Source organism: Rhizobium sp. P1_E1 (assembly GCF_056406015.1).
Genome location: NZ_JBFUAY010000028.1, coordinates 1 through 17,937 on the forward strand (window position 1 = coordinate 1; position 17,937 = coordinate 17,937).

Sequence of the window (17,937 nt, forward strand, 5' to 3'; positions counted from 1 at the left end):
GATAGTCACGGCCTCAAGGATAATCTCAAGGAGATGCTCGACGTCGATGTCTCCAAGGCGCAGCAATCTTCCGATTGGGCGGCCGAGACGCTGTCTCCGGCCCAGCTCGAATATGCCGCGTCCGACGTGCTTTATCTGCATGCGTTGCGAGATAAGCTGACGGAACGCCTGATCCGCGACGGCCGCTACGATCATGCGACGGCCTGCTTCGAATTCCTGCCGACCCGCGCCAAGCTCGACCTGCTCGGCTGGGAAGAGGCCGATATCTTCGCCCACAGCTGAGCGAATTGCTTTCATTCTGCGTTTGCTAATAACCGTGCGGCAGACTTGTCCGCGGCCGTTAGCGATTCATTAACGCCTGTTTATTAACATTCCTGTTAATTTTTATGCATTCGATGACGCCGAAACTGCGTCATGCGGACAGGAGGATCTGCTGGGATGCAAGGGGGCCGGATGAGCGCGGTCCTTTTCTAGAGCCTGCTTTCATCGTCACTTTACGAAAGGAGCATGCCATGTTGACTCCCGTTCGTGCAGCGTCCAATGCAAGCTTTTCGTCCCAGGGTCAGACAGCGGCGATCGTCGCCAGCGGTCTCGGCCACTCCGTGATTGCCCCCCCGCCTGTCAACGCCGTCGAAGCCGCAGACCTCAATTCCGCCATTGCCGGCAAACTCAATATTCTGCTCCTTGCGGCGCGCGAGCGCATGGTCGAAGCCCTTTTCGATGTCATCGATGCGGCAGGCCGCTCGATCTCGCTGGATCGTGGTGAGGACGAGAGCAATCTTGCCTTCGCCTCTCGGCTGGCCGATGCCATCCGGCAGCTGCCAACCGCTAGGATCGACGAGGTTGAGCGCCAGCTCACCGAGCAGGGGCATAGCGTGCCGCTCCGGACAATCGCCGAGGCCCTGAAGAACCCGACAGGCCCTGAAGCCGCCCGCATCGTCGCCTATCTGGAAATCGTCCGCTACAAGGATCGCGACCTCGCCGCCCGCGCCGTCGTCCGCTCCTATGGCCAGAATGACGCTTCGCCGATGCGCGCCGAAGCTCGCCCCGAGATCCGGCTGCATGAGGACAGCCTGCCTGCCGCCATGCGCCAGCCGGTAGACAAGGTGCCCGCGCCGGCCGATTCGYTGATCGAGGCCGCAGCTCTGACGACCACCGAGGACGCGCTTATCGCCGAAGCCGTGGAAGCTGCCGATCCGGAAACGCCGCATGCTGAAAACCGGGCTCAGCCCACCCCGGCGACGGCAACGGAGGTCGCCCCGGAAATATCTGCGTCGCAGGAGATCGAAACCCGGCAAGCCTTGTCGACGGAAGCCGCAGCGGCCAACGAAACGCCGGAGCCGCCTGCCATCCAGCCCCACGCGATGTCGGAAAAGGTCGATCCTGTCATTCCCAGGAACTGGGCAGGAATCGTTGCCTCCATGACCGAAGAAGTCTCCGAGCTGATCGCCACGATCATCCGCGAGCAAGACGTCGAAACCGTGCTGGAGGATGTTGCCGTCGAGGCGGCAGTGGAGATTGATGCGATCCTCGACGACGCCGTCATCAGCGATGCGACCGAGACCTTGAGGCAGCCGGCCGAATTCACAGCACCCGATCCCCGCCAATCGACAGCACTTCGCCCACCGCAGATGGATATTGAGGCCGCGGCGGCGGCAGCCCGTCAGCCGAAAGAAATCTCCGCGCAACCGCAGATGATGCCGATACCCGAGTCGGCCGAGGCTTCCTATGTGCCGTTGGCGGCAAAGATGCCGGAGGGCCTTGCCTATAGCCAGCTGCCCTACCAATTCGCCAAGGATACGCAATCGAACGAGAAGGCGGGCGAAACGCACCACCAGCATCAGCACCACCGCGACGACGCGTCCGAGGATCAGCAGCAGGCACAGTCCGGTGGCGAGGATGCCGAGCCCGATGCCGAAACGACCGACGCGGCACCCGAGCGGAGGACGCCGAGGATGATTGATACCGAACCGTCGGCCTATCAGCCCGGCCGCCCGGCCGACGACCCGGTCTATGCGCTCTATCAGCGCATGGTCGGCTGGGAATAACACTTTGATTGCCTGAAAATGAAGAACCCGCCGGATCGCTCCGGCGGGTTCTTCAATTCAAAGGCGGATGCGAGGCTTATTCGCCGCCGCGGTTCTTCAGGGCTGCGCCCAGGATGTCGCCGAGCGAAGCGCCGCTGTCGGACGAACCGAACTGGGCAACGGCTTCCTTCTCTTCCGCAATCTCCAGAGCCTTGATGGACAGCATGATCTTGCGGTCCTTCTTGGAGAAGTTGGTGACGCGGGCGTCGAAGACCTGGCCGACCGAGAAGCGCTCAGGGCGCTGTTCGTCGCGGTCGCGGGCGAGGTCGGCGCGACGGATGAAGGAAGTGATGTCTTCGTGGTTGACGAGCTTCACTTCGACACCGCCGTCGTTGACTGCGATGACTTCGCAGGAAACGACTGCATTCTTGCGCAGGTCGCCAGAAGCAGCGGCGTCGCCGACTGCATCCTTGCCGAGCTGCTTGATGCCGAGCGAGATGCGTTCCTTCTCGACATCGACGTCGAGAACGACGGCCTTGACGACGTCACCCTTGTTGAACTCCTCGATGACCTGTTCGCCCGGACGGTTCCAGTCGAGGTCGGAGAGGTGCACCATGCCGTCGACATCGCCGTCGAGGCCGATGAACAGGCCGAATTCGGTCTTGTTCTTGACTTCGCCTTCGACTTCAGTGCCGGCCGGATGGCTGCGGGCGAATGCTGCCCACGGATTTTCCAGCGTCTGCTTGAGGCCGAGCGAAATACGGCGCTTGGACGGGTCGACTTCGAGAACGACGACTTCGACTTCCTGGCTCGTGGACAGGATCTTGCCGGGGTGAACGTTCTTCTTGGTCCAGGACATTTCCGAGATGTGGATCAGGCCTTCGATGCCCGGCTCCAGCTCGACGAATGCACCGTAGTCGGTGATATTCGTAACGGTACCGGAAATCTTCTTGCCTTCCGGATACTTGGCCTGGATGCCATCCCACGGATCGCTCTCGAGCTGCTTCATGCCGAGCGAGATACGGTGGGTTTCCTGGTTGATGCGGATGATCTGAACCTTGACCTGCTGGCCGATGTTCAGGATTTCCGACGGATGGTTCACACGGCGCCATGCCATGTCGGTGACGTGCAGCAGGCCGTCGATGCCGCCGAGGTCAACGAACGCACCGTAATCGGTGATGTTCTTGACGACGCCGTCAACAACCTGGCCTTCTTCGAGGTTCTGGACGATTTCAGAACGCTGCTCGGCACGGGATTCTTCCAGAACCGTACGGCGCGAAACCACGATGTTGCCGCGGCGCTTGTCCATCTTGAGGATTTCGAAGGGCTGCGGATTGTGCATCAGCGGGGTCACGTCGCGGATCGGGCGAATATCGACCTGAGAACGCGGCAGGAAGGCGATCGCACCGTCGAGGTCGACCGTGAAGCCGCCCTTGACCTGGTTGAAGATCACGCCTTCGACGCGCTCGCCAGCTTCGAACTTGGCTTCGAGCTTGACCCAGCTTTCTTCGCGGCGAGCCTTCTCGCGCGACAGAACGGCTTCGCCAAGCGCGTTTTCGATGCGCTCGACATAAACTTCGACTTCGTCGCCGACCTTCAACAGGCCGTCCTTGGCGCGCGCGCCGAATTCCTTGAGCGCGATGCGGCCTTCAACCTTCAGGCCGACGTCGACAACGGCGACGTCCTTCTCGATGCCCGTGACGATGCCCTTGGTGACATAGCCTTCGGCCAGGTCGTTCTTGGCAAAGGACTCTTCGAGAAGAGCCGCGAAATCCTCGCGGGAGGGGGTAGCTACTGACATAAAATCTCCTGCGTGTCCTGAAACGGAAGCGGACACGTATGCGCCGGTTGGTTTGCGTTGAACGGGCCTGAACCCAGTCCGCCCTCTCACGAAGGCAATCCGGCGCTTGGACGGAATTTCAGGCTTGCTATATTAGAAGCGATCCATGCTCAGAGCACGCAAAATCGCTTGAATTTAGGCATTTCGGCTCAAGACCGCATCGATGATCGATTGAGCAGCTTGAAACGCGGCCTCTATACTCATTTCCGACGTATCAAGCAAGTGCGCATCGACCGCTGGTTTCAAAGGGCTGTCGGCCCGTCCCATGTCGCGCTCGTCGCGCCGCTTGACGTCCTCGAAGATCGCATCGAAATCTGCCGCAGCGCCCTTGCCGAGGATCTCGTCATAACGGCGCCTTGCGCGAACTTCCGGCGACGCCGTTACATAGAGTTTCACCGGCGCATCCGGGCAGACGACGGTGCCGATATCGCGCCCGTCGAGCACGGTTCCCGGCGCTTTCGCCGAAAACCGCCGTTGCGCCTCGACCAGAGCCCGGCGCACCGCCGGCATGACGGCAATCTTCGAGGCGGCTTCGCCGATCTCATGTTTGGAAAGTATATCGCGATCCAATCCAGCGAGTTCAACCTCTCTTGCGATCTTTTCCGCCACCGCCTCGTCGTCGAGCGGCAGGCCGGCATCGAGCAGCGCCTTGGCCGTGGCGCGATAGGTCAGGCCGGTATCCAGATGATGGAAGCCATATTGGTCGGCGATGCGGCGTGAGAGCGTGCCCTTGCCGGCTGCCGCCGGGCCATCGATGGCGATAATGAAGGTCTTGTTTGTCATCAAATCAATCCTGCGGCACCGCGCCGAAACAACGAATGAGTTTGTCTTCGCGGAATTGCCGCGGCGGGTACATCATTCCAGCACCTCCTCGATCTTTGCTCCAAGGCCGGTCATCAGCTGCATGAATTCGGGAAAGCTGGTCGCGATCATCGCCGCGTCGTCGATCGTGACAGGATGCTCCGAGGCAAGCCCCATGACAAGGAAGCTCATGGCGATGCGATGGTCGAGATGTGTGCTGACCCTGCCATCGGCAGCGTTGCCGAGGCCCTTGCCGTCAGGCCGGCCGCGCACGATGAGAAAATCCTCGCCTTCGTCGCAATCCACCCCATTGAGTTTCAGTCCGTCGGCCACAGCGGAAAGACGGTCGGACTCCTTGACGCGCAATTCCTCAAGCCCCTTCATGACGGTGACGCCCTCAGCGAAACAGGCGGCGACGGCGAGAATAGGATATTCGTCGATCATCGACGGCGCGCGATCTTCGGGAACGGTCACGCCCTTGAGCTCGGAATGGCGCACGCGCAGATCCGCCACGTCCTCGCCGCCGGCTAGACGCGCATTCAGCACCTCGATATCAGCCCCCATCTCCTGCAGCGTCAGGATCAGCCCGGTACGGGTCGGGTTCATCAGCACGTTGACGATGGTGATGTCGGAGCCGGGGACAAGCAGCGCTGCAACCAGCGGGAAGGCGGTGGAAGAAGGATCACCGGGAATGTCGATCACCTGGCCCGCCAGCTTGCCCCGGCCTTCGAGCCGGATCGTGCGGACGCCGTCCTCGTCCGTCTCGACGGAAAGGGCGGCGCCGAAACCCTGCAGCATCTTTTCGGTATGGTCGCGCGTCATCACCGGCTCGATGACCGTGGTGACACCCGGCGTATTGAGGCCGGCAAGCAGCATGGCCGATTTCACCTGGGCGGATGCCATCGGCACCCGATAGCGGATCGGGCTCGGCGTTCCCGGGCCTCTGAGCGTCACCGGCAGCCTGTCGCCCTCGGAGGCGCTGACCTGCACGCCCATTTCGCGCAGCGGATTGAGCACGCGGCCCATCGGCCGTTTCGAAAGCGAGGCGTCGCCGATGAAGGTGGAGCGAAAGTCGTAGGTGCCGACGAGGCCCATGGTCAGCCGCACGCCGGTGCCGGCATTGCCGAAGTCGAGCGGCGCGTCAGGTGCAAGCAGCGCACCGTTGCCGGTGCCCTCGATCACCCATTGTTCGCCCACCTTGCGGATTCTGGCGCCCATTGCCTGCATTGCGCGGCCGGTATTGATTACGTCCTCGCCTTCGAGCAGGCCGGTGATCCGGGTTTCGCCGGAAGCAAGCCCGCCGAACATAAAGGAACGATGCGAGATCGACTTGTCGCCCGGAATACGCACGCTGCCCGTAAGACCGGCGGATTTGCGGGCGGTGGCGGGCCTGGGCGCAGAGCCGTGCAACATGCGTAATCCTTTGCAAATGCAGTCTATTTTTGCCACAAGACAGGCTTGGCCGGTCGCAATTCCCGTCCGCTTCTGCAGCTGTTGCGGCTCGTTAACACAAACGCGCCGGGCGGTCATCCGTCGGCTTGCCAAAAACCCCGGGCTCCGATCGCAAAGTTTGGCTTTGACATGGGAAGCCACAGCGATTAAGGGGACCGGCTTATAAATTCCGATGGAACGCCGGCTTGATCGGCATTTGCCGAATCTCTTATTCGGTCATTCACACGAGGCTTATAGTGGCGAAAGCGGAACTTGGAACCAAGCGTACCGATCCGGAAACCGGCAAGAAGTTTTATGATCTGAACCGGGATCCGATCGTTTCTCCTTATACCGGCAAGTCCTATCCTCTGTCCTTCTTCGAAGAAACCTCGGCGATCGCCGAAGTTGCCGAAGAAGACGAGGTCGCGGAAGTCGATACTGAAAACACCGAAGTCGAACTGGTTTCGCTGGAAGATGCCGATGAAGCCGCCGGCGGCGACGACATTCCCGATATCGGCGATGACGATGTTGAAATCGAAGGCGACGACGACGACGATACCTTCCTCACACCGGACGAAGACGACGACGATGACGACATGAGCGACATCATCGGCGTGACCGGCGACGACGACGAAGTCTGACGACTGCATTTCGGCCCGGCGAGGAAAAAATTCTCCGGGCCGCATTTTTTTAGGCTTGCTATCTCTGAAAACCGGAAGTAATAAGCCGCCACTCCGCAGGGCACGCCTTGAGGAGTATCCCAGGACCGGCCTCGAGCCGGACCACCTTGATGGGGCTATAGCTCAGCTGGGAGAGCGCTTGCATGGCATGCAAGAGGTCAGCGGTTCGATCCCGCTTAGCTCCACCAGCCTACGCTCTTCGAGCTTCGGCTCGGCAAGCCGAAAGGCTTGACCGGACGAGGGCGAGAAGGACGCGGAGGCTGCCGCGCCGAAGTTGCGAAGCAACATAGGCGGGCTATGATCCTTCCATGAAGTATGTCTACATTCTCCAGAGTGTCGAATTTCCGGATCGTTATTACGTTGGCGTGACGAGTGACCTGAAGTCGCGCCTGGCGAAGCACAACGCCGGGGAGGTCTCTCATACCTCGAAATACGTCCCTTGGTCTCTCAAGACCTATGTCGCTTTTTCCGATGAAGCGCAGGCCTTTGCTTTCGAGAAATATCTGAAGTCGGCGTCGGGCAGGGCATTCGCAAAGAAAAGACTCTAACTGCCCCGACCGCAACTCCGGCAGGCCGCCTGCGCAGCCCGCCGGCGCCTTGCGCTCACATCTCGACGATAACAGCCGTCACCCGCTTGACCACCGGCAGCACCAATAGCAGGACGGGAAAGGCGATCGCCCAGGAGAGCGCCCATGCGGAGGGCCACATGGCAAGTGCAGGCGCTGTCAGGCCTTGTGCTCTCACGATGCTGATCGCCGAGACGACTGATGTCATCAACAGCGAGAGGATGAGCGGCATGACCACCGTATTGTAACGTTTGGGGAGTTTGCCTTTGGGCATTTTGATCTCCGTAAGGTGCCGATCAGACAATTGCGCAGCGCCGATCGGCGGGTTGCGCGTTGATTGACGTAAACGCTTACGGAGCTTCGATCTGAAGCAACGCCGTTTCTATGGCCGAAAATGTGTTGCCATTCAAGTCCGCCCCCATCCGCTTCCGATCGCCTTTGCCAATTCCTCAATGAGAGGATGTATGTTCGTTGCTGGAATCTCAGCGATTCGGCTCCAGGACCCTCAGCCAATGACCAGATCAAGACGCCGTCGCATCATCCGGACCCGACGAACCCTGACCGGGCTCGCCCTCGTCGGCTCGATCTCGTTTCTGGCTGGCATGACCGATGCGACCGGTCTTCTGCTGACCGGCGATTTCGTCTCCTTCATGACAGGCAACACGACGCGGGCGGCACTGGCCTTGAGTGAGGGCAATCTTTATCACGCGGCGGTCCTGATCTCCGCCATCGTCGTTTTCGTGCTCGGCAACGCGGCTGGGGTCGTCATCGCTCATGTCTCCGAGCGCCGCATCTTCGTGGTGCTCGGCTGCGTCGGTCTAGTCCTGGCGCTCGCCTCGATGATGACGGTGCAGAACATGCTGTTCGCTCGGTTCTACGTGATCGTTTTTTCCATGGGCATGGTGAACGCTGCCGTCGAACACATCGAAGGCCTGCCGATCGGCCTAACCTATGTGACCGGCGCCCTGTCGCGCTTCGGCCGCGGCATCGGCCGCTGGATCATCGGCGACCGCCATATCGAATGGACGATCCAGATTGTGCCCTGGGGGGGCATGGTGCTTGGCGCGATCGTCGGCGCCGTCCTGACGCGGCTGACGGGCGCGCATGCACTGTGGCTGGTCTCCCTCTTCGCCATGGTGCTTGCACTTGCTGCCATGCTCATCCCGCGGCCGCTTCAGCGACGCTTCAACCAGAAGATCGCGCCACATCGATCGGCCGCTGCGCGCGTGAAATAGAACCGTCGCATTCCTGTTACCGTCGAATCGGATAGACAGGACCGCCGCCAATCCCCAAGGAGTGGGTCTTGTTCCTGATTTCGAAGCTTGTCTGGATTTTCGCTCAGCCGCTGTCGCTGGCATTCTTCCTCGTCTTCTTTGCCGTGCTTGTCGGTCTTCTGCGTTGGCGCACCTTAAGTATCCTCGGCGCAACGGGTGCGGCCCTCATCCTCTTCGTCACGCTCTACACCACGGCCGGCAACCTTCTGATGCAGGGTCTCGAGCAGCGCTTCGCAAAGCCCGCCGCCGATCCGGGTAGCCTGCAATGCATGATCGTGCTCGGCGGCGCCTTCGAAAATGAGGTGAACACGGCGCGCCACGGCATAGAATTCAACGGCGGGGCCGACCGCTTCATCGAAGCCTTGCGGCTTGCGCAGAAATTTCCGCAGTCGCGCATTCTGGTATCGGGCGGCGACGGCTCCATTTCGGGCATCTACGAAGGCGATGCGGCGGCATCCGAGCGCTTCTTCCCGCTCTTCGGCGTTGGCAGGGATCGCCTGATCGAAGAGAGGCAATCGCGCACGACCTTTGAAAACGCCGTTAACACCAAGGAATTCCTGGCAAGCCAGGGGCTTTCCAATTGCCTGCTGATCACCTCGGGTTTCCACATACCGCGGTCCGTCGGCATCTTCCGCAAGCTCGGCATCGATATCGTGCCCTGGCCGACCGATTATCGCACCGATGGCCAGGTGAGGCTCGGGCTCGATTTCACCCAGCCGAACCTCAACGCGCAGAACCTGGCGACGGCGATCCGCGAATGGTACGGCCTGGTGGGATATTATCTCGCCGGTCGCACGTCGGAACTTTATCCGCAATAGAGCGCCGCGCGTCCAGCAGGACACGCCAAGGACGCTCTATCACTTTGAATTTGCGAATGACTCGAAAATCGATTCCGATTTCGGGTCATGCGCTGAGCTATTTCTTCGAGATGGTGACGAATTTCGTGCCGCGGACGCGGGCCGTTACGATGCAGGGATCACCTTCGGTGCGGTCGCAGAAACGCGGATGCATCTTCATCGCCAGCACCATGTTGCCGAAGCGCTGGACGAAATCGTAGCCATAGATCTGCGCCGTCGCGATCATGAAATAACCGCCCTCGGCAACCTGCAGGTAGAAATTATAGGTGCAGCCGTCGTCATTGCATTGCGGCCCCTTCTGCCCGTCGCAGGTCAGCTGGCCCTCGTTGACCACGGCGTCGATCAGGCCGTCATTGTTGATGTCCTGCCGGATGATGAAGCCTTCGGCAAATTCGGCCGTCTTGCACTGCTCCTGGAAGTGCTTCTTCTCGTAGATCTCAGGATCGGAAATCAGCGATTGCTGGCCGAAGGCGACAGCCGGCATGACAAGCAGCAGGACGATATTCAGAACGGCGAGCACCAGCGTTTTCACGGCTTTCCTCTTTTGGGTAAAGGCTCTGTAGCCTAGAGCATGATGCCGAAAAGTGTGAGCGGTTTTCGGACGACATCATGCTCTAACTATATAATTTAGAACAGGATTCGGATTTTTGGTCGACCCGGCCTAAAATCATCCTGTTCTAATGCATGTCGTCTAGAAGTGTGCAGCGGTTTTGGGACAACGACATGCATCAAATAAAGACCTTCGCTTTATGACGCCGCCGCCTTGCGCCGCCCTTGCCGCCGTGGTTCTTTCCCGAGAACAGGTAGAGCATGATGTCGTCCGAAAACCGCTGACACTTTTCAGCATCATGCTCTGAAACTTCTGCCGGTTCCGAGGTTCGCATGTCCTTGCTCGTCTATCTCGATTATGCCGGCATTGCGCTGTTTGCCGCGACGGGCGCGCTCGCCGCCTCGCGCAAGCAGTTGGACCTGATCGGTTTTCTGTTTTTCGCCATGGTGACGGGAACGGGCGGCGGCACGGTGCGCGATATCGTGCTCGGCCGCGTGCCGGTCTTCTGGGTTCTGAACCCGGCCTATATCCTCGTCTGCTGCGTCATGGGCGTCATCGTTTTCTTCACCGCCCACCTGCTGGAATCGCGCTATCGCCTGCTGATCTGGCTAGATGYGATCGGCCTTGCCGCCTATTGCGTGATCGGCGCCGCCAAGGGCCTCGCCGCCACCGGCTCGCCGACCATCGCGATCGTCACCGGCACGCTGACGGCGACGTTTGGCGGCATCCTGCGCGATCTGATGGCAAACGAGCCTTCGGTGTTGTTGAGGCCGGAAATCTACGTGACCGCAGCCCTCATCGGCGCCGGCGTCTTCACGCTCGCCAATGCGCTCGGAATGCAGCTCTATCTGGCGTCTGCCTGCGGCGTCGTGGCGGCCTTTGCGGTGCGCGGTGGAGCCCTGTGGTTCGGCTGGACCTTCCCGACCTACAGGCACAAGCCTGGCCGGCATCCGGACGATGTCATGTGAAGCCTAATGCATGTCGCCCAAAAGTCCGCTGGGACACCGACATGCATAAAAAAAAGATCTAAAGGGCGTCGCATGAGGCCGATCCGGCGCGGCTCTAGAGGCGTCGTCAGCCCTGCTTCGCGCGCAGGCGGATCACCACGTCGACATGGGCGATCTCCATGCCTTCAGGCGGTTCAGGCAGATTGGCGATCGTCAGGTTGCTGACGGGAATGTCGAGCACCTCGTTTTCGCCTTCGACGAAGAAATGGTGATGGTCGGAAACATTGGTGTCGAAATAGGTCTTGGCGCTCTCGACGGCGAGAACCCGGATGAGACCGGCTTCCGTGAACTGGTGCAGCGTGTTGTAGACGGTTGCCAACGACACTGGCACGCCGGCGGCAACCGCCTCCTCATGCAGTTCCTCGACGGTCAAATGCCGGTCGCCCTTGGCAAACAGGAGGTCGCCGAGCGCGACACGCTGGCGGGTGGGGCGCAGGCCCGCACCGCGCAGCCTTACCTCTATTGCGATCGGGAGTGCACCCGTCATCAAAACCAACTCCGGTTATTCTGGCATAAAGCAATCATGTTTCTTTAAGGGGTATAACTTTTGCATCGGAGCCTTTCAATAGTTCAATGGGGACAGGAGCCTGATAAACGCGGCAAAAACGGGCTTTTCACGCAAATAGGTCTGGTCCCGGCCCTAGCCTTCCTGTATGCGACCACCAAATAATGGCGCAAGCCTGGTCCGGGGAGATGAATGAAGCTGCCTTGCTTGTGCTTCATTTTCTGAAGAACTTGGACTACACGTTCACATCCATCGGCTTGATGCGGGGGGAAAAGAAACTTTATGACGACCAGACAGTCCAGCTTCTCGTATGAAGAACTCATCGCTTGCGCACATGGCGAGCTGTTCGGCCCCGGCAATGCGCAGCTGCCCCTGCCGCCTATGCTGATGGTTCACCGCATCACGGATATTTCCGAAACGGGCGGCACCTTCGATAAGGGCTACCTCAGGGCCGAATATGACGTTCGCCCGGACGACTGGTATTTTCCCTGCCATTTCGAAGGCAATCCGATCATGCCAGGCTGCCTCGGTCTCGACGGCATGTGGCAGTTGACCGGTTTCTTTCTGGGTTGGCTCGGCGAGGCAGGCCGTGGCATGGCGCTTTCAACAGGCGAAGTGAAATTCAAGGGCATGGTCCGGCCACAGACGAAGCTGATCGAATATGGAATCGACTTCAAGCGTGTCATGCGCGGTCGTCTGGTCCTCGGCACCGCCGACGGCTGGCTGAAGGCGGACGGCGAGACCATATATCAGGCGGCCGACCTTCGCGTCGGTCTATCGAAAGAAAAGACGGCCTGAAACCGCATTTCGAGCGGCTGACGAAAACAACAAAGGTTTGATCAGATGAGACGGGTAGTTGTCACAGGTCTGGGTGTCGTGTCCTCGATCGGAAACGACGCGGCCGAAGTCACCGAATCCTTGCGGCAGGCAAAGTCGGGTATYTCCTTTTCGAGCGATTTCGCCGAACATGGATTCAAGTGCCAGGTTTGGGGCAGTCCGAAGCTCGGTTCGGCGGAACTTGCCGAACTGGTCGACCGCCGCGCCATGCGCTTCCTGTCGCAGGGCGGTGCCTGGAACCATGTCGCCATGAAGCAGGCGATTGCCGATTCCGGTCTCGAGGACAAGGACATCGGCAACAACGAGCGCACTGGTATCATCATGGGCTCCGGCGGCCCGTCCACCCGCACCCTCATCGAGGCTGCCGAGATCACCGTGAAGAACAACAGCCCGAAGCGTATCGGCCCCTTCGCCGTGCCGAAGGCGATGTCCTCGACCGCATCGGCCACACTCGCCACCTGGTTCAAGATCCACGGCGTCAATTATTCGATCTCGTCGGCCTGCTCGACGTCGGCGCATTGCATCGGCAACGCCGCCGAGATGATCCAGTGGGGCAAGCAGGACGTGATGTTCGCTGGCGGCCACGAGGACCTCGACTGGACGATGTCCAATCTCTTCGACGCCATGGGCGCCATGTCCTCCAAATATAACGACACGCCGGACAGCGCTTCGCGCGCTTATGACGTCAACCGCGACGGTTTCGTCATCGCCGGCGGCGCCGGCGTGCTGGTGCTCGAGGAACTGGAGCGTGCCAAGGCCCGCGGTGCAAAGATCTATGCCGAAATCGTCGGCTACGGCGCGACCTCGGACGGCTACGACATGGTTGCCCCCTCGGGCGAGGGCGCTATCCGCTGCATGCGCCAGGCGCTCGCCACCGTCAAAGGTGACGTCGACTACATCAACACCCACGGCACGTCGACGCCGGTCGGCGACAGCAAGGAAATCGGCGCCATCCGCGAGGTATTCGGCTCGAAGATTCCGCATGTCCAGTCGACCAAGTCGCTGACCGGCCATTCGCTTGGCGCTGCCGGCGTGCAGGAATCGATCTATTCCCTGCTGATGATGCAGCAAGGCTTCATCGGCGAAAGCGCTCATATCACCGAGCTTGATCCCGAATTCGAAGGTGTCCCGATCGTGCGCAAGCGCATCGACGACGCCAAGATCGACATTGCCCTCTCCAATTCCTTCGGCTTCGGCGGCACCAACGCCACGCTCGTCTTCCAGCGCTATAACGGATAATAATATGACGGGAATTATGCAGGGTAAGCGCGGACTCATCATGGGCGTCGCCAACAACCACTCGATCGCCTGGGGGATTTCAAAAGCTCTCGCCGCACAGGGTGCGGAACTCGCCTTCACCTATCAGGGCGATGCGCTCGGCAAGCGCGTCAAGCCGCTTGCTGCCGAGGTCAGCTCGGATTTCGTGCTGCCCTGCGACGTCGAGGACACCGACTCGGTCGATGCCGTGGTCGACGCGATCAAGGAGCGCTGGGGCAAACTCGATTTCATCGTCCATGCCATCGGCTTTTCCGACAAGAATGAGCTCAAGGGTCTCTACGCCGATACGACGCGTGAAAATTTCAGCCGCACAATGGTCATTTCCTGTTTCTCCTTCACCGAGATCGCCAAGCGCTGCGCGCCGTTGATGGAAGAGGGTGGTGCGATGCTGACGCTGACCTACAATGGCTCGACGCGCGTCATCCCGAATTACAACGTCATGGGGGTTGCCAAGGCAGCGCTTGAGGCTTCGGTGCGCTATCTCGCCGCCGACTACGGCCCGCGCGGCATCCGCGTCAATGCCATTTCCGCCGGCCCGATCCGTACGCTTGCCGGCGCCGGCATCTCGGATGCGCGCGCGATCCTCTCCTGGAACCAGCGCAATGCACCGCTGCGCAAGACCGTGACCATCGATCAGGTCGGCAACTCGGCTCTCTACCTGCTCTCCGACCTTTCCTCCGGCGTCACCGGCGAAATCCACTTCGTCGACGCCGGCTTCAACGTCACCTCCATGCCGACGCTGGAAACGCTGCGCAAAGCGGACGTCGAATAAACATTATTCGATCGAAACTCAAAGGCCGTGCGCAGATGATGCGCACGGCCTTTTTCTATCGATAAGAATGATCGGATCGAGGCTGCTTGAGCCCTATTTCTTCGCCCACAGCACCTTGAAGCGGGCGTTGCGGCAGGTTTCCCCGCTTTCCCTGAAATTCGCCGCCAGAACCGGTTCGTAAGGCAGGCCGCGATTGGCGACGAGCATCAGGCGGCCGCCGCCGCGAAGGGCGGATGCGGCAGTCTTGATCATTGCCTGGCCGAGTGCCGGCTCGGCTGCGTGCCCCTCATGGAAGGGTGGGTTCATGATGACGAGATCGTATTTGTCCTTGACCGGCTCACCCGCCAGATCGTGCCAGTAGAAGCGCGCAGGCGCGTTCGGGCAGTTCTCCGCCAGATTATCCCTGGCAGCCTCCAGAGCCGCGTGATCGGCCTCGTAGAGGTCGAGGCGCGTCAGTCCACGCGACTTCTGGGCCAGCTCGACGGAGAGATAGCCCCATCCGGCGCCAAAATCCGCAACGTCGCCGGTGAAGTCCTGCGGTAGGCGCGAGGCCAGTAGTTCCGATCCGGCATCGATGCGGTCATGCGAGAACATGCCGGCGGTTGCATTGAAACGGCCGTCGACACGCACCGGCGCCTTTGCCAGCTTGGAGATAATCTCATCGGCATCCGCCGGCCGGCCGAACCAGAAGGCGACGCCGTGATATTTCGGCATATGGTCGACTGCGAGATTGAAACCATCCATCCGCTTGCGCAGCGGCTGGATGCCGTCTTCCTTCGCGCCGGCAACGACGATCAGGCCGCCGACCCGTGTGCGGGCAATAGCGGCAGCAAGATTGGCCTCGTTCTCACCCTTGTGCTTGGTGCAGAGCACCAGAGCCGCATCGTAGTCCTCGCCGTCGATCTCTGGCTTCGCTTCGATGCGCTGCGCCAGCAGCTGCCGATAGAGTGGCCGGAAGCCCTGGACGGCGCTGAGCGAGGCGGCAAAGCCTTCCGGCAGCGCAAAGCCTGCCTCGGCGCCGAGGAAGAGCACGCGCTCGCCCTCGCCGGGCGCCTCGACTGTGCCGCTGGCAAAGGGATGGAACAGAGTCTTCAGCGTCTCGCTGCTCATGGGCCTCGTCTCGTCTTAAAGCATGTCGCGCAAAAGTGTTCAGCGGTTTTGCGATCACGACATGCGCAAAACCAAGGACCTAAAGTGTGGCAAGCTAATCTGAAAGATCGCGCCACGCTTTAGGATACAAAAAAKGGCGCGGAAGCATTCCCGCGCCCGATATTAAATTTGGAAGGCGGCTTATTCGGCCGCTTCTTCCTTCTTCTTCTCGTTCGGGATTTCCTGGCCGGTGGCCTGGTCGACGACCTTCATCGACAGGCGAACCTTGCCGCGTTCGTCGAAGCCGAGCAGCTTGACCCAGACCTTGTCGCCTTCCTTGACGACGTCCTGCGTCTTGGCAACACGCTCGGAAGCGAGCTGCGAGATGTGGACGAGACCGTCGCGGGCGCCGAAGAAGTTGACGAAGGCGCCGAAGTCGGCGGTCTTGACGACCGTGCCTTCGTAGACCTGGCCAATCTCAGGCTCGGCGACGATCGAGTGGATCCACTTGCGGGCCGCTTCGATCTCCTTGCCGGAGGACGAAGCGATCTTGACGGTGCCGTCGTCCTCGATGTTGATCTTCGCGCCGGTCTTTTCGACGATTTCGCGAATGACCTTGCCGCCGGAGCCGATGACTTCGCGGATCTTGTCGACCGGGATGTTCATGACTTCGATGCGCGGAGCGAATTCACCGAGCTGGCCGCGGCTTTCGGTAATGGCCTTGGACATTTCGCCGAGGATGTGGGCACGACCGCCTTGGGCCTGACCAAGGGCGACCTTCATGATCTCTTCGGTGATACCGGCGATCTTGATGTCCATCTGCAGCGAGGTGATGCCGTCGGCGGTACCGGCGACCTTGAAGTCCATGTCGCCGAGGTGGTCTTCGTCACCGAGAATGTCGGAGAGGACAGCGAAGCGATCGCCTTCCAGGATCAGACCCATGGCGATACCGGCCACCGGCTTTGCCAGCGGAACGCCGGCGTCCATCAGAGCGAGCGAGGTACCGCAGACAGTCGCCATCGAGGACGAGCCATTCGACTCGGTGATCTCGGAGACGACGCGCAGCGTGTAGGGGAACTGCTCGACGGTCGGCAGCATCGGACGGATCGCGCGCCATGCGAGTTTGCCGTGGCCGATTTCGCGGCGACCCGGGGAGCCCATGCGGCCGGTCTCGCCAACCGAGTAGGGAGGGAAGTTGTAATGGAGCAGGAAGCGCTCCTTGTACATGCCGGTCAGGCTGTCGACATACTGCTCATCTTCGCCGGTGCCGAGGGTGGCAACGACGATCGCCTGCGTTTCACCGCGGGTGAACAGCGCCGAACCGTGCGTACGCGGCAGAAGACCGACTTCCGAAACGATCGGACGAACGGTTTCGAGGTCGCGGCCGTCGATGCGGCTCTTGGTGTCGAGAATGTTCCAGCGGACGATCTTTGCCTGCAGGTGCTTGAAGATCGCGCCGACTTCTTCGGCCGTGTACCTGGCTTCGCCTTCCTCGGGGAGGAAGTGTGCCTTCACCTTCGCCTTGACGGCGTCGACGGCGGCGTAGCGGTCGGCCTTCTGGGTGATCTTGTAGGCTTCGCGAAGTTCACCTTCGGCAAGGCCGAGCATCTCGTTTTCGAGAGCGGAGTAGTCTTCCGGCTGGAAGTCGCGCGGCTCCTTGGCGGCAACTTCGGCGAGCTTGATGATCGCGTCGAGAACCGGCTGGAAGCCCTTGTGGCCGAACATGACGGCACCGAGCATGACGTCTTCGTTCAGTTCCTTGGCTTCGGATTCCACCATCAGCACGGCGTCGTAGGTGCCGGCGACGACGAGGTCGAGGCTCGATTCGTCCATCTCGTCGAGATGCGGGTTGAGAACGTATTCACCGTTGATGTAGCCGACGCGCGCACCGCCGACCGGGCCCATGAAGGGCACGCCGGACAGCGTCAGCGCTGCCGAGGTGGCAACCATCGACAGCACGTCGGGATTGTTTTCAAGGTCGTGCTGGATGACGGTGACGACGACCTGCGTGTCGTTCTTGTAGCCTTCCGGGAAAAGCGGGCGGATCGGGCGGTCGATCAGCCGGGAAACGAGGGTCTCGTTCTCGCTCGGGCGGCCTTCGCGCTTGAAATAGCCGCCGGGGATCTTGCCGGCCGCGTAGGTCTTTTCCTGGTAGTTGACGGTGAGCGGAAAGAAATCCTGGCCTGGCTTCGGCGACTTGGCCGAGACGACGGTGGCGAGAACGACGGTTTCGCCGTAGGTGGCGAGAACCGCGCCGTCGGCCTGACGGGCGATCTTGCCGGTTTCGAGCTTCAGCGGGCGGCCGGCCCACTCGATTTCCACTGTGTGTGTATCAAACATCTCTTGTCCTTCAATGCGGGAGCACGCGCCATCGCCGATATCAAGGCGCAGCGCACAGTCGACCGCAATCAATGTGACGTATC

Annotated in this window: 19 protein-coding genes and 1 tRNA gene; 11 read left to right on the forward strand and 9 right to left on the reverse strand. The window is 60.6% G+C overall.

Annotation, left to right across the window (positions count from 1 at the left end; all coding sequences use genetic code 11):
* Positions 1-282, forward strand: a 282-nt coding sequence (locus AC1D1Z_RS12815; protein ID WP_477850735.1) for a 3'-5' exonuclease family protein, incomplete at its 5' end; no start/stop codon positions are given.
* 230 nt (positions 283-512) lie between these two features.
* Positions 513-2,048 carry a hypothetical protein gene (locus tag AC1D1Z_RS12820; protein WP_131605379.1) on the forward strand — a complete coding sequence of 512 codons (1,536 nt, stop codon included), beginning with the start codon at positions 513-515 and terminating at the stop codon, positions 2,046-2,048.
* A gap of 76 nt (positions 2,049-2,124) precedes the next feature.
* On the opposite strand, the gene rpsA is transcribed toward AC1D1Z_RS12820, so the two are convergent.
* The 3 genes from rpsA to aroA form a co-directional block, all read right to left on the reverse strand.
* On the reverse strand, positions 2,125-3,828 hold the full coding sequence (gene rpsA, locus AC1D1Z_RS12825; RefSeq protein WP_003544285.1) for a 30S ribosomal protein S1: 1,704 nt from the start codon (positions 3,826-3,828) through the stop codon (positions 2,125-2,127).
* 174 nt (positions 3,829-4,002) lie between these two features.
* Entirely contained in the window at positions 4,003-4,650 is a 648-nt protein-coding gene (cmk, locus tag AC1D1Z_RS12830) for a (d)CMP kinase (RefSeq protein WP_047617636.1), read from the reverse strand.
* Between the two features lie 72 nt (positions 4,651-4,722).
* Positions 4,723-6,081, reverse strand: coding sequence for a 3-phosphoshikimate 1-carboxyvinyltransferase (gene aroA / locus AC1D1Z_RS12835; RefSeq protein ID WP_131605380.1), 1,359 nt, complete (start codon positions 6,079-6,081; stop codon positions 4,723-4,725).
* Positions 6,082-6,356: 275 nt separating this feature from the next.
* Between aroA and AC1D1Z_RS12840 the strand changes: the two genes are divergently transcribed.
* The 3 genes from AC1D1Z_RS12840 (at position 6,357) to AC1D1Z_RS12850 (ending at position 7,327) form a co-directional block, all read left to right on the forward strand.
* Positions 6,357-6,740, forward strand: a complete 384-nt coding sequence (locus AC1D1Z_RS12840) for a TIGR02300 family protein (protein WP_003544290.1) — start codon at positions 6,357-6,359, stop codon at positions 6,738-6,740.
* A 151-nt stretch (positions 6,741-6,891) separates the two neighbouring features.
* Positions 6,892-6,967, forward strand: a tRNA-Ala gene (locus tag AC1D1Z_RS12845).
* 120 nt (positions 6,968-7,087) lie between these two features.
* A complete protein-coding gene (locus tag AC1D1Z_RS12850) occupies positions 7,088-7,327 on the forward strand; it encodes a GIY-YIG nuclease family protein (RefSeq protein WP_028731870.1) in 240 nt (79 codons plus the stop codon).
* 55 nt (positions 7,328-7,382) lie between these two features.
* On the opposite strand, the gene AC1D1Z_RS12855 is transcribed toward AC1D1Z_RS12850, so the two are convergent.
* Positions 7,383-7,619, reverse strand: coding sequence for a DUF2798 domain-containing protein (locus AC1D1Z_RS12855; RefSeq protein WP_112905643.1), 237 nt, complete (start codon positions 7,617-7,619; stop codon positions 7,383-7,385).
* Positions 7,620-7,857: 238 nt separating this feature from the next.
* Here AC1D1Z_RS12855 and AC1D1Z_RS12860 point away from each other — a divergent pair, with 238 nt between their 5' ends.
* Complete coding sequence (locus tag AC1D1Z_RS12860; RefSeq protein ID WP_131605381.1) at positions 7,858-8,580, forward strand: YoaK family protein; 723 nt, start codon at positions 7,858-7,860, stop codon at positions 8,578-8,580.
* 68 nt (positions 8,581-8,648) lie between these two features.
* Positions 8,649-9,437 (forward strand): YdcF family protein, encoded by a 789-nt coding sequence (locus tag AC1D1Z_RS12865; protein WP_131605382.1) that lies wholly within the window; start codon positions 8,649-8,651, stop codon positions 9,435-9,437.
* 97 nt (positions 9,438-9,534) lie between these two features.
* Here AC1D1Z_RS12865 and AC1D1Z_RS12870 read toward each other — a convergent pair whose 3' ends face one another.
* Positions 9,535-10,008 (reverse strand): hypothetical protein, encoded by a 474-nt coding sequence (locus tag AC1D1Z_RS12870; RefSeq protein ID WP_131605383.1) that lies wholly within the window; start codon positions 10,006-10,008, stop codon positions 9,535-9,537.
* Between the two features lie 196 nt (positions 10,009-10,204).
* A complete protein-coding gene (locus AC1D1Z_RS12875) occupies positions 10,205-10,360 on the reverse strand; it encodes a hypothetical protein (RefSeq protein WP_018244250.1) in 156 nt (51 codons plus the stop codon).
* Here AC1D1Z_RS12875 and AC1D1Z_RS12880 point away from each other — a divergent pair.
* The gene (locus tag AC1D1Z_RS12880) at positions 10,359-10,994 is read left to right on the forward strand and encodes a trimeric intracellular cation channel family protein (RefSeq protein ID WP_477850741.1); all 636 of its coding nucleotides are present in this window, start codon (positions 10,359-10,361) and stop codon (positions 10,992-10,994) included. The two genes, AC1D1Z_RS12875 and AC1D1Z_RS12880, sit on opposite strands and share 2 nt — an antisense overlap.
* A 106-nt stretch (positions 10,995-11,100) precedes the next feature.
* Here the strand turns inward: AC1D1Z_RS12880 and irrA are convergent, their stop codons facing one another.
* Entirely contained in the window at positions 11,101-11,520 is a 420-nt protein-coding gene (gene irrA, locus AC1D1Z_RS12885; RefSeq protein ID WP_003555773.1) for an iron response transcriptional regulator IrrA, read from the reverse strand.
* A gap of 300 nt (positions 11,521-11,820) precedes the next feature.
* On the opposite strand from irrA, the gene fabA reads away from it, so the two are divergent.
* Genes fabA through fabI form a run of 3 tightly spaced genes read left to right on the forward strand, consistent with a single transcriptional unit; the run spans position 11,821 to position 14,425 of the window.
* Positions 11,821-12,336 carry a 3-hydroxyacyl-[acyl-carrier-protein] dehydratase FabA gene (fabA, locus tag AC1D1Z_RS12890; protein WP_018244253.1) on the forward strand — a complete coding sequence of 172 codons (516 nt, stop codon included), beginning with the start codon at positions 11,821-11,823 and terminating at the stop codon, positions 12,334-12,336.
* Positions 12,337-12,381: 45 nt separating this feature from the next.
* Positions 12,382-13,614 (forward strand): beta-ketoacyl-ACP synthase I, encoded by a 1,233-nt coding sequence (gene fabB / locus AC1D1Z_RS12895; protein ID WP_028731865.1) that lies wholly within the window; start codon positions 12,382-12,384, stop codon positions 13,612-13,614.
* 4 nt (positions 13,615-13,618) lie between these two features.
* A complete protein-coding gene (fabI, locus tag AC1D1Z_RS12900; RefSeq protein ID WP_131605384.1) occupies positions 13,619-14,425 on the forward strand; it encodes an enoyl-ACP reductase FabI in 807 nt (268 codons plus the stop codon).
* Positions 14,426-14,518: 93 nt separating this feature from the next.
* Here the strand turns inward: fabI and AC1D1Z_RS12905 are convergent, their stop codons facing one another.
* Together AC1D1Z_RS12905 and pnp are read right to left on the reverse strand one after the other, a co-directional pair.
* Positions 14,519-15,535: a class I SAM-dependent methyltransferase gene (locus AC1D1Z_RS12905; protein ID WP_130769274.1), complete on the reverse strand. Its 1,017-nt coding sequence runs from the start codon at positions 15,533-15,535 to the stop codon at positions 14,519-14,521.
* Positions 15,536-15,715: 180 nt separating this feature from the next.
* Positions 15,716-17,854, reverse strand: coding sequence for a polyribonucleotide nucleotidyltransferase (pnp, locus tag AC1D1Z_RS12910; RefSeq protein WP_112906702.1), 2,139 nt, complete (start codon positions 17,852-17,854; stop codon positions 15,716-15,718).
* Between the last annotated feature and the right edge of the window lie 83 nt (positions 17,855-17,937).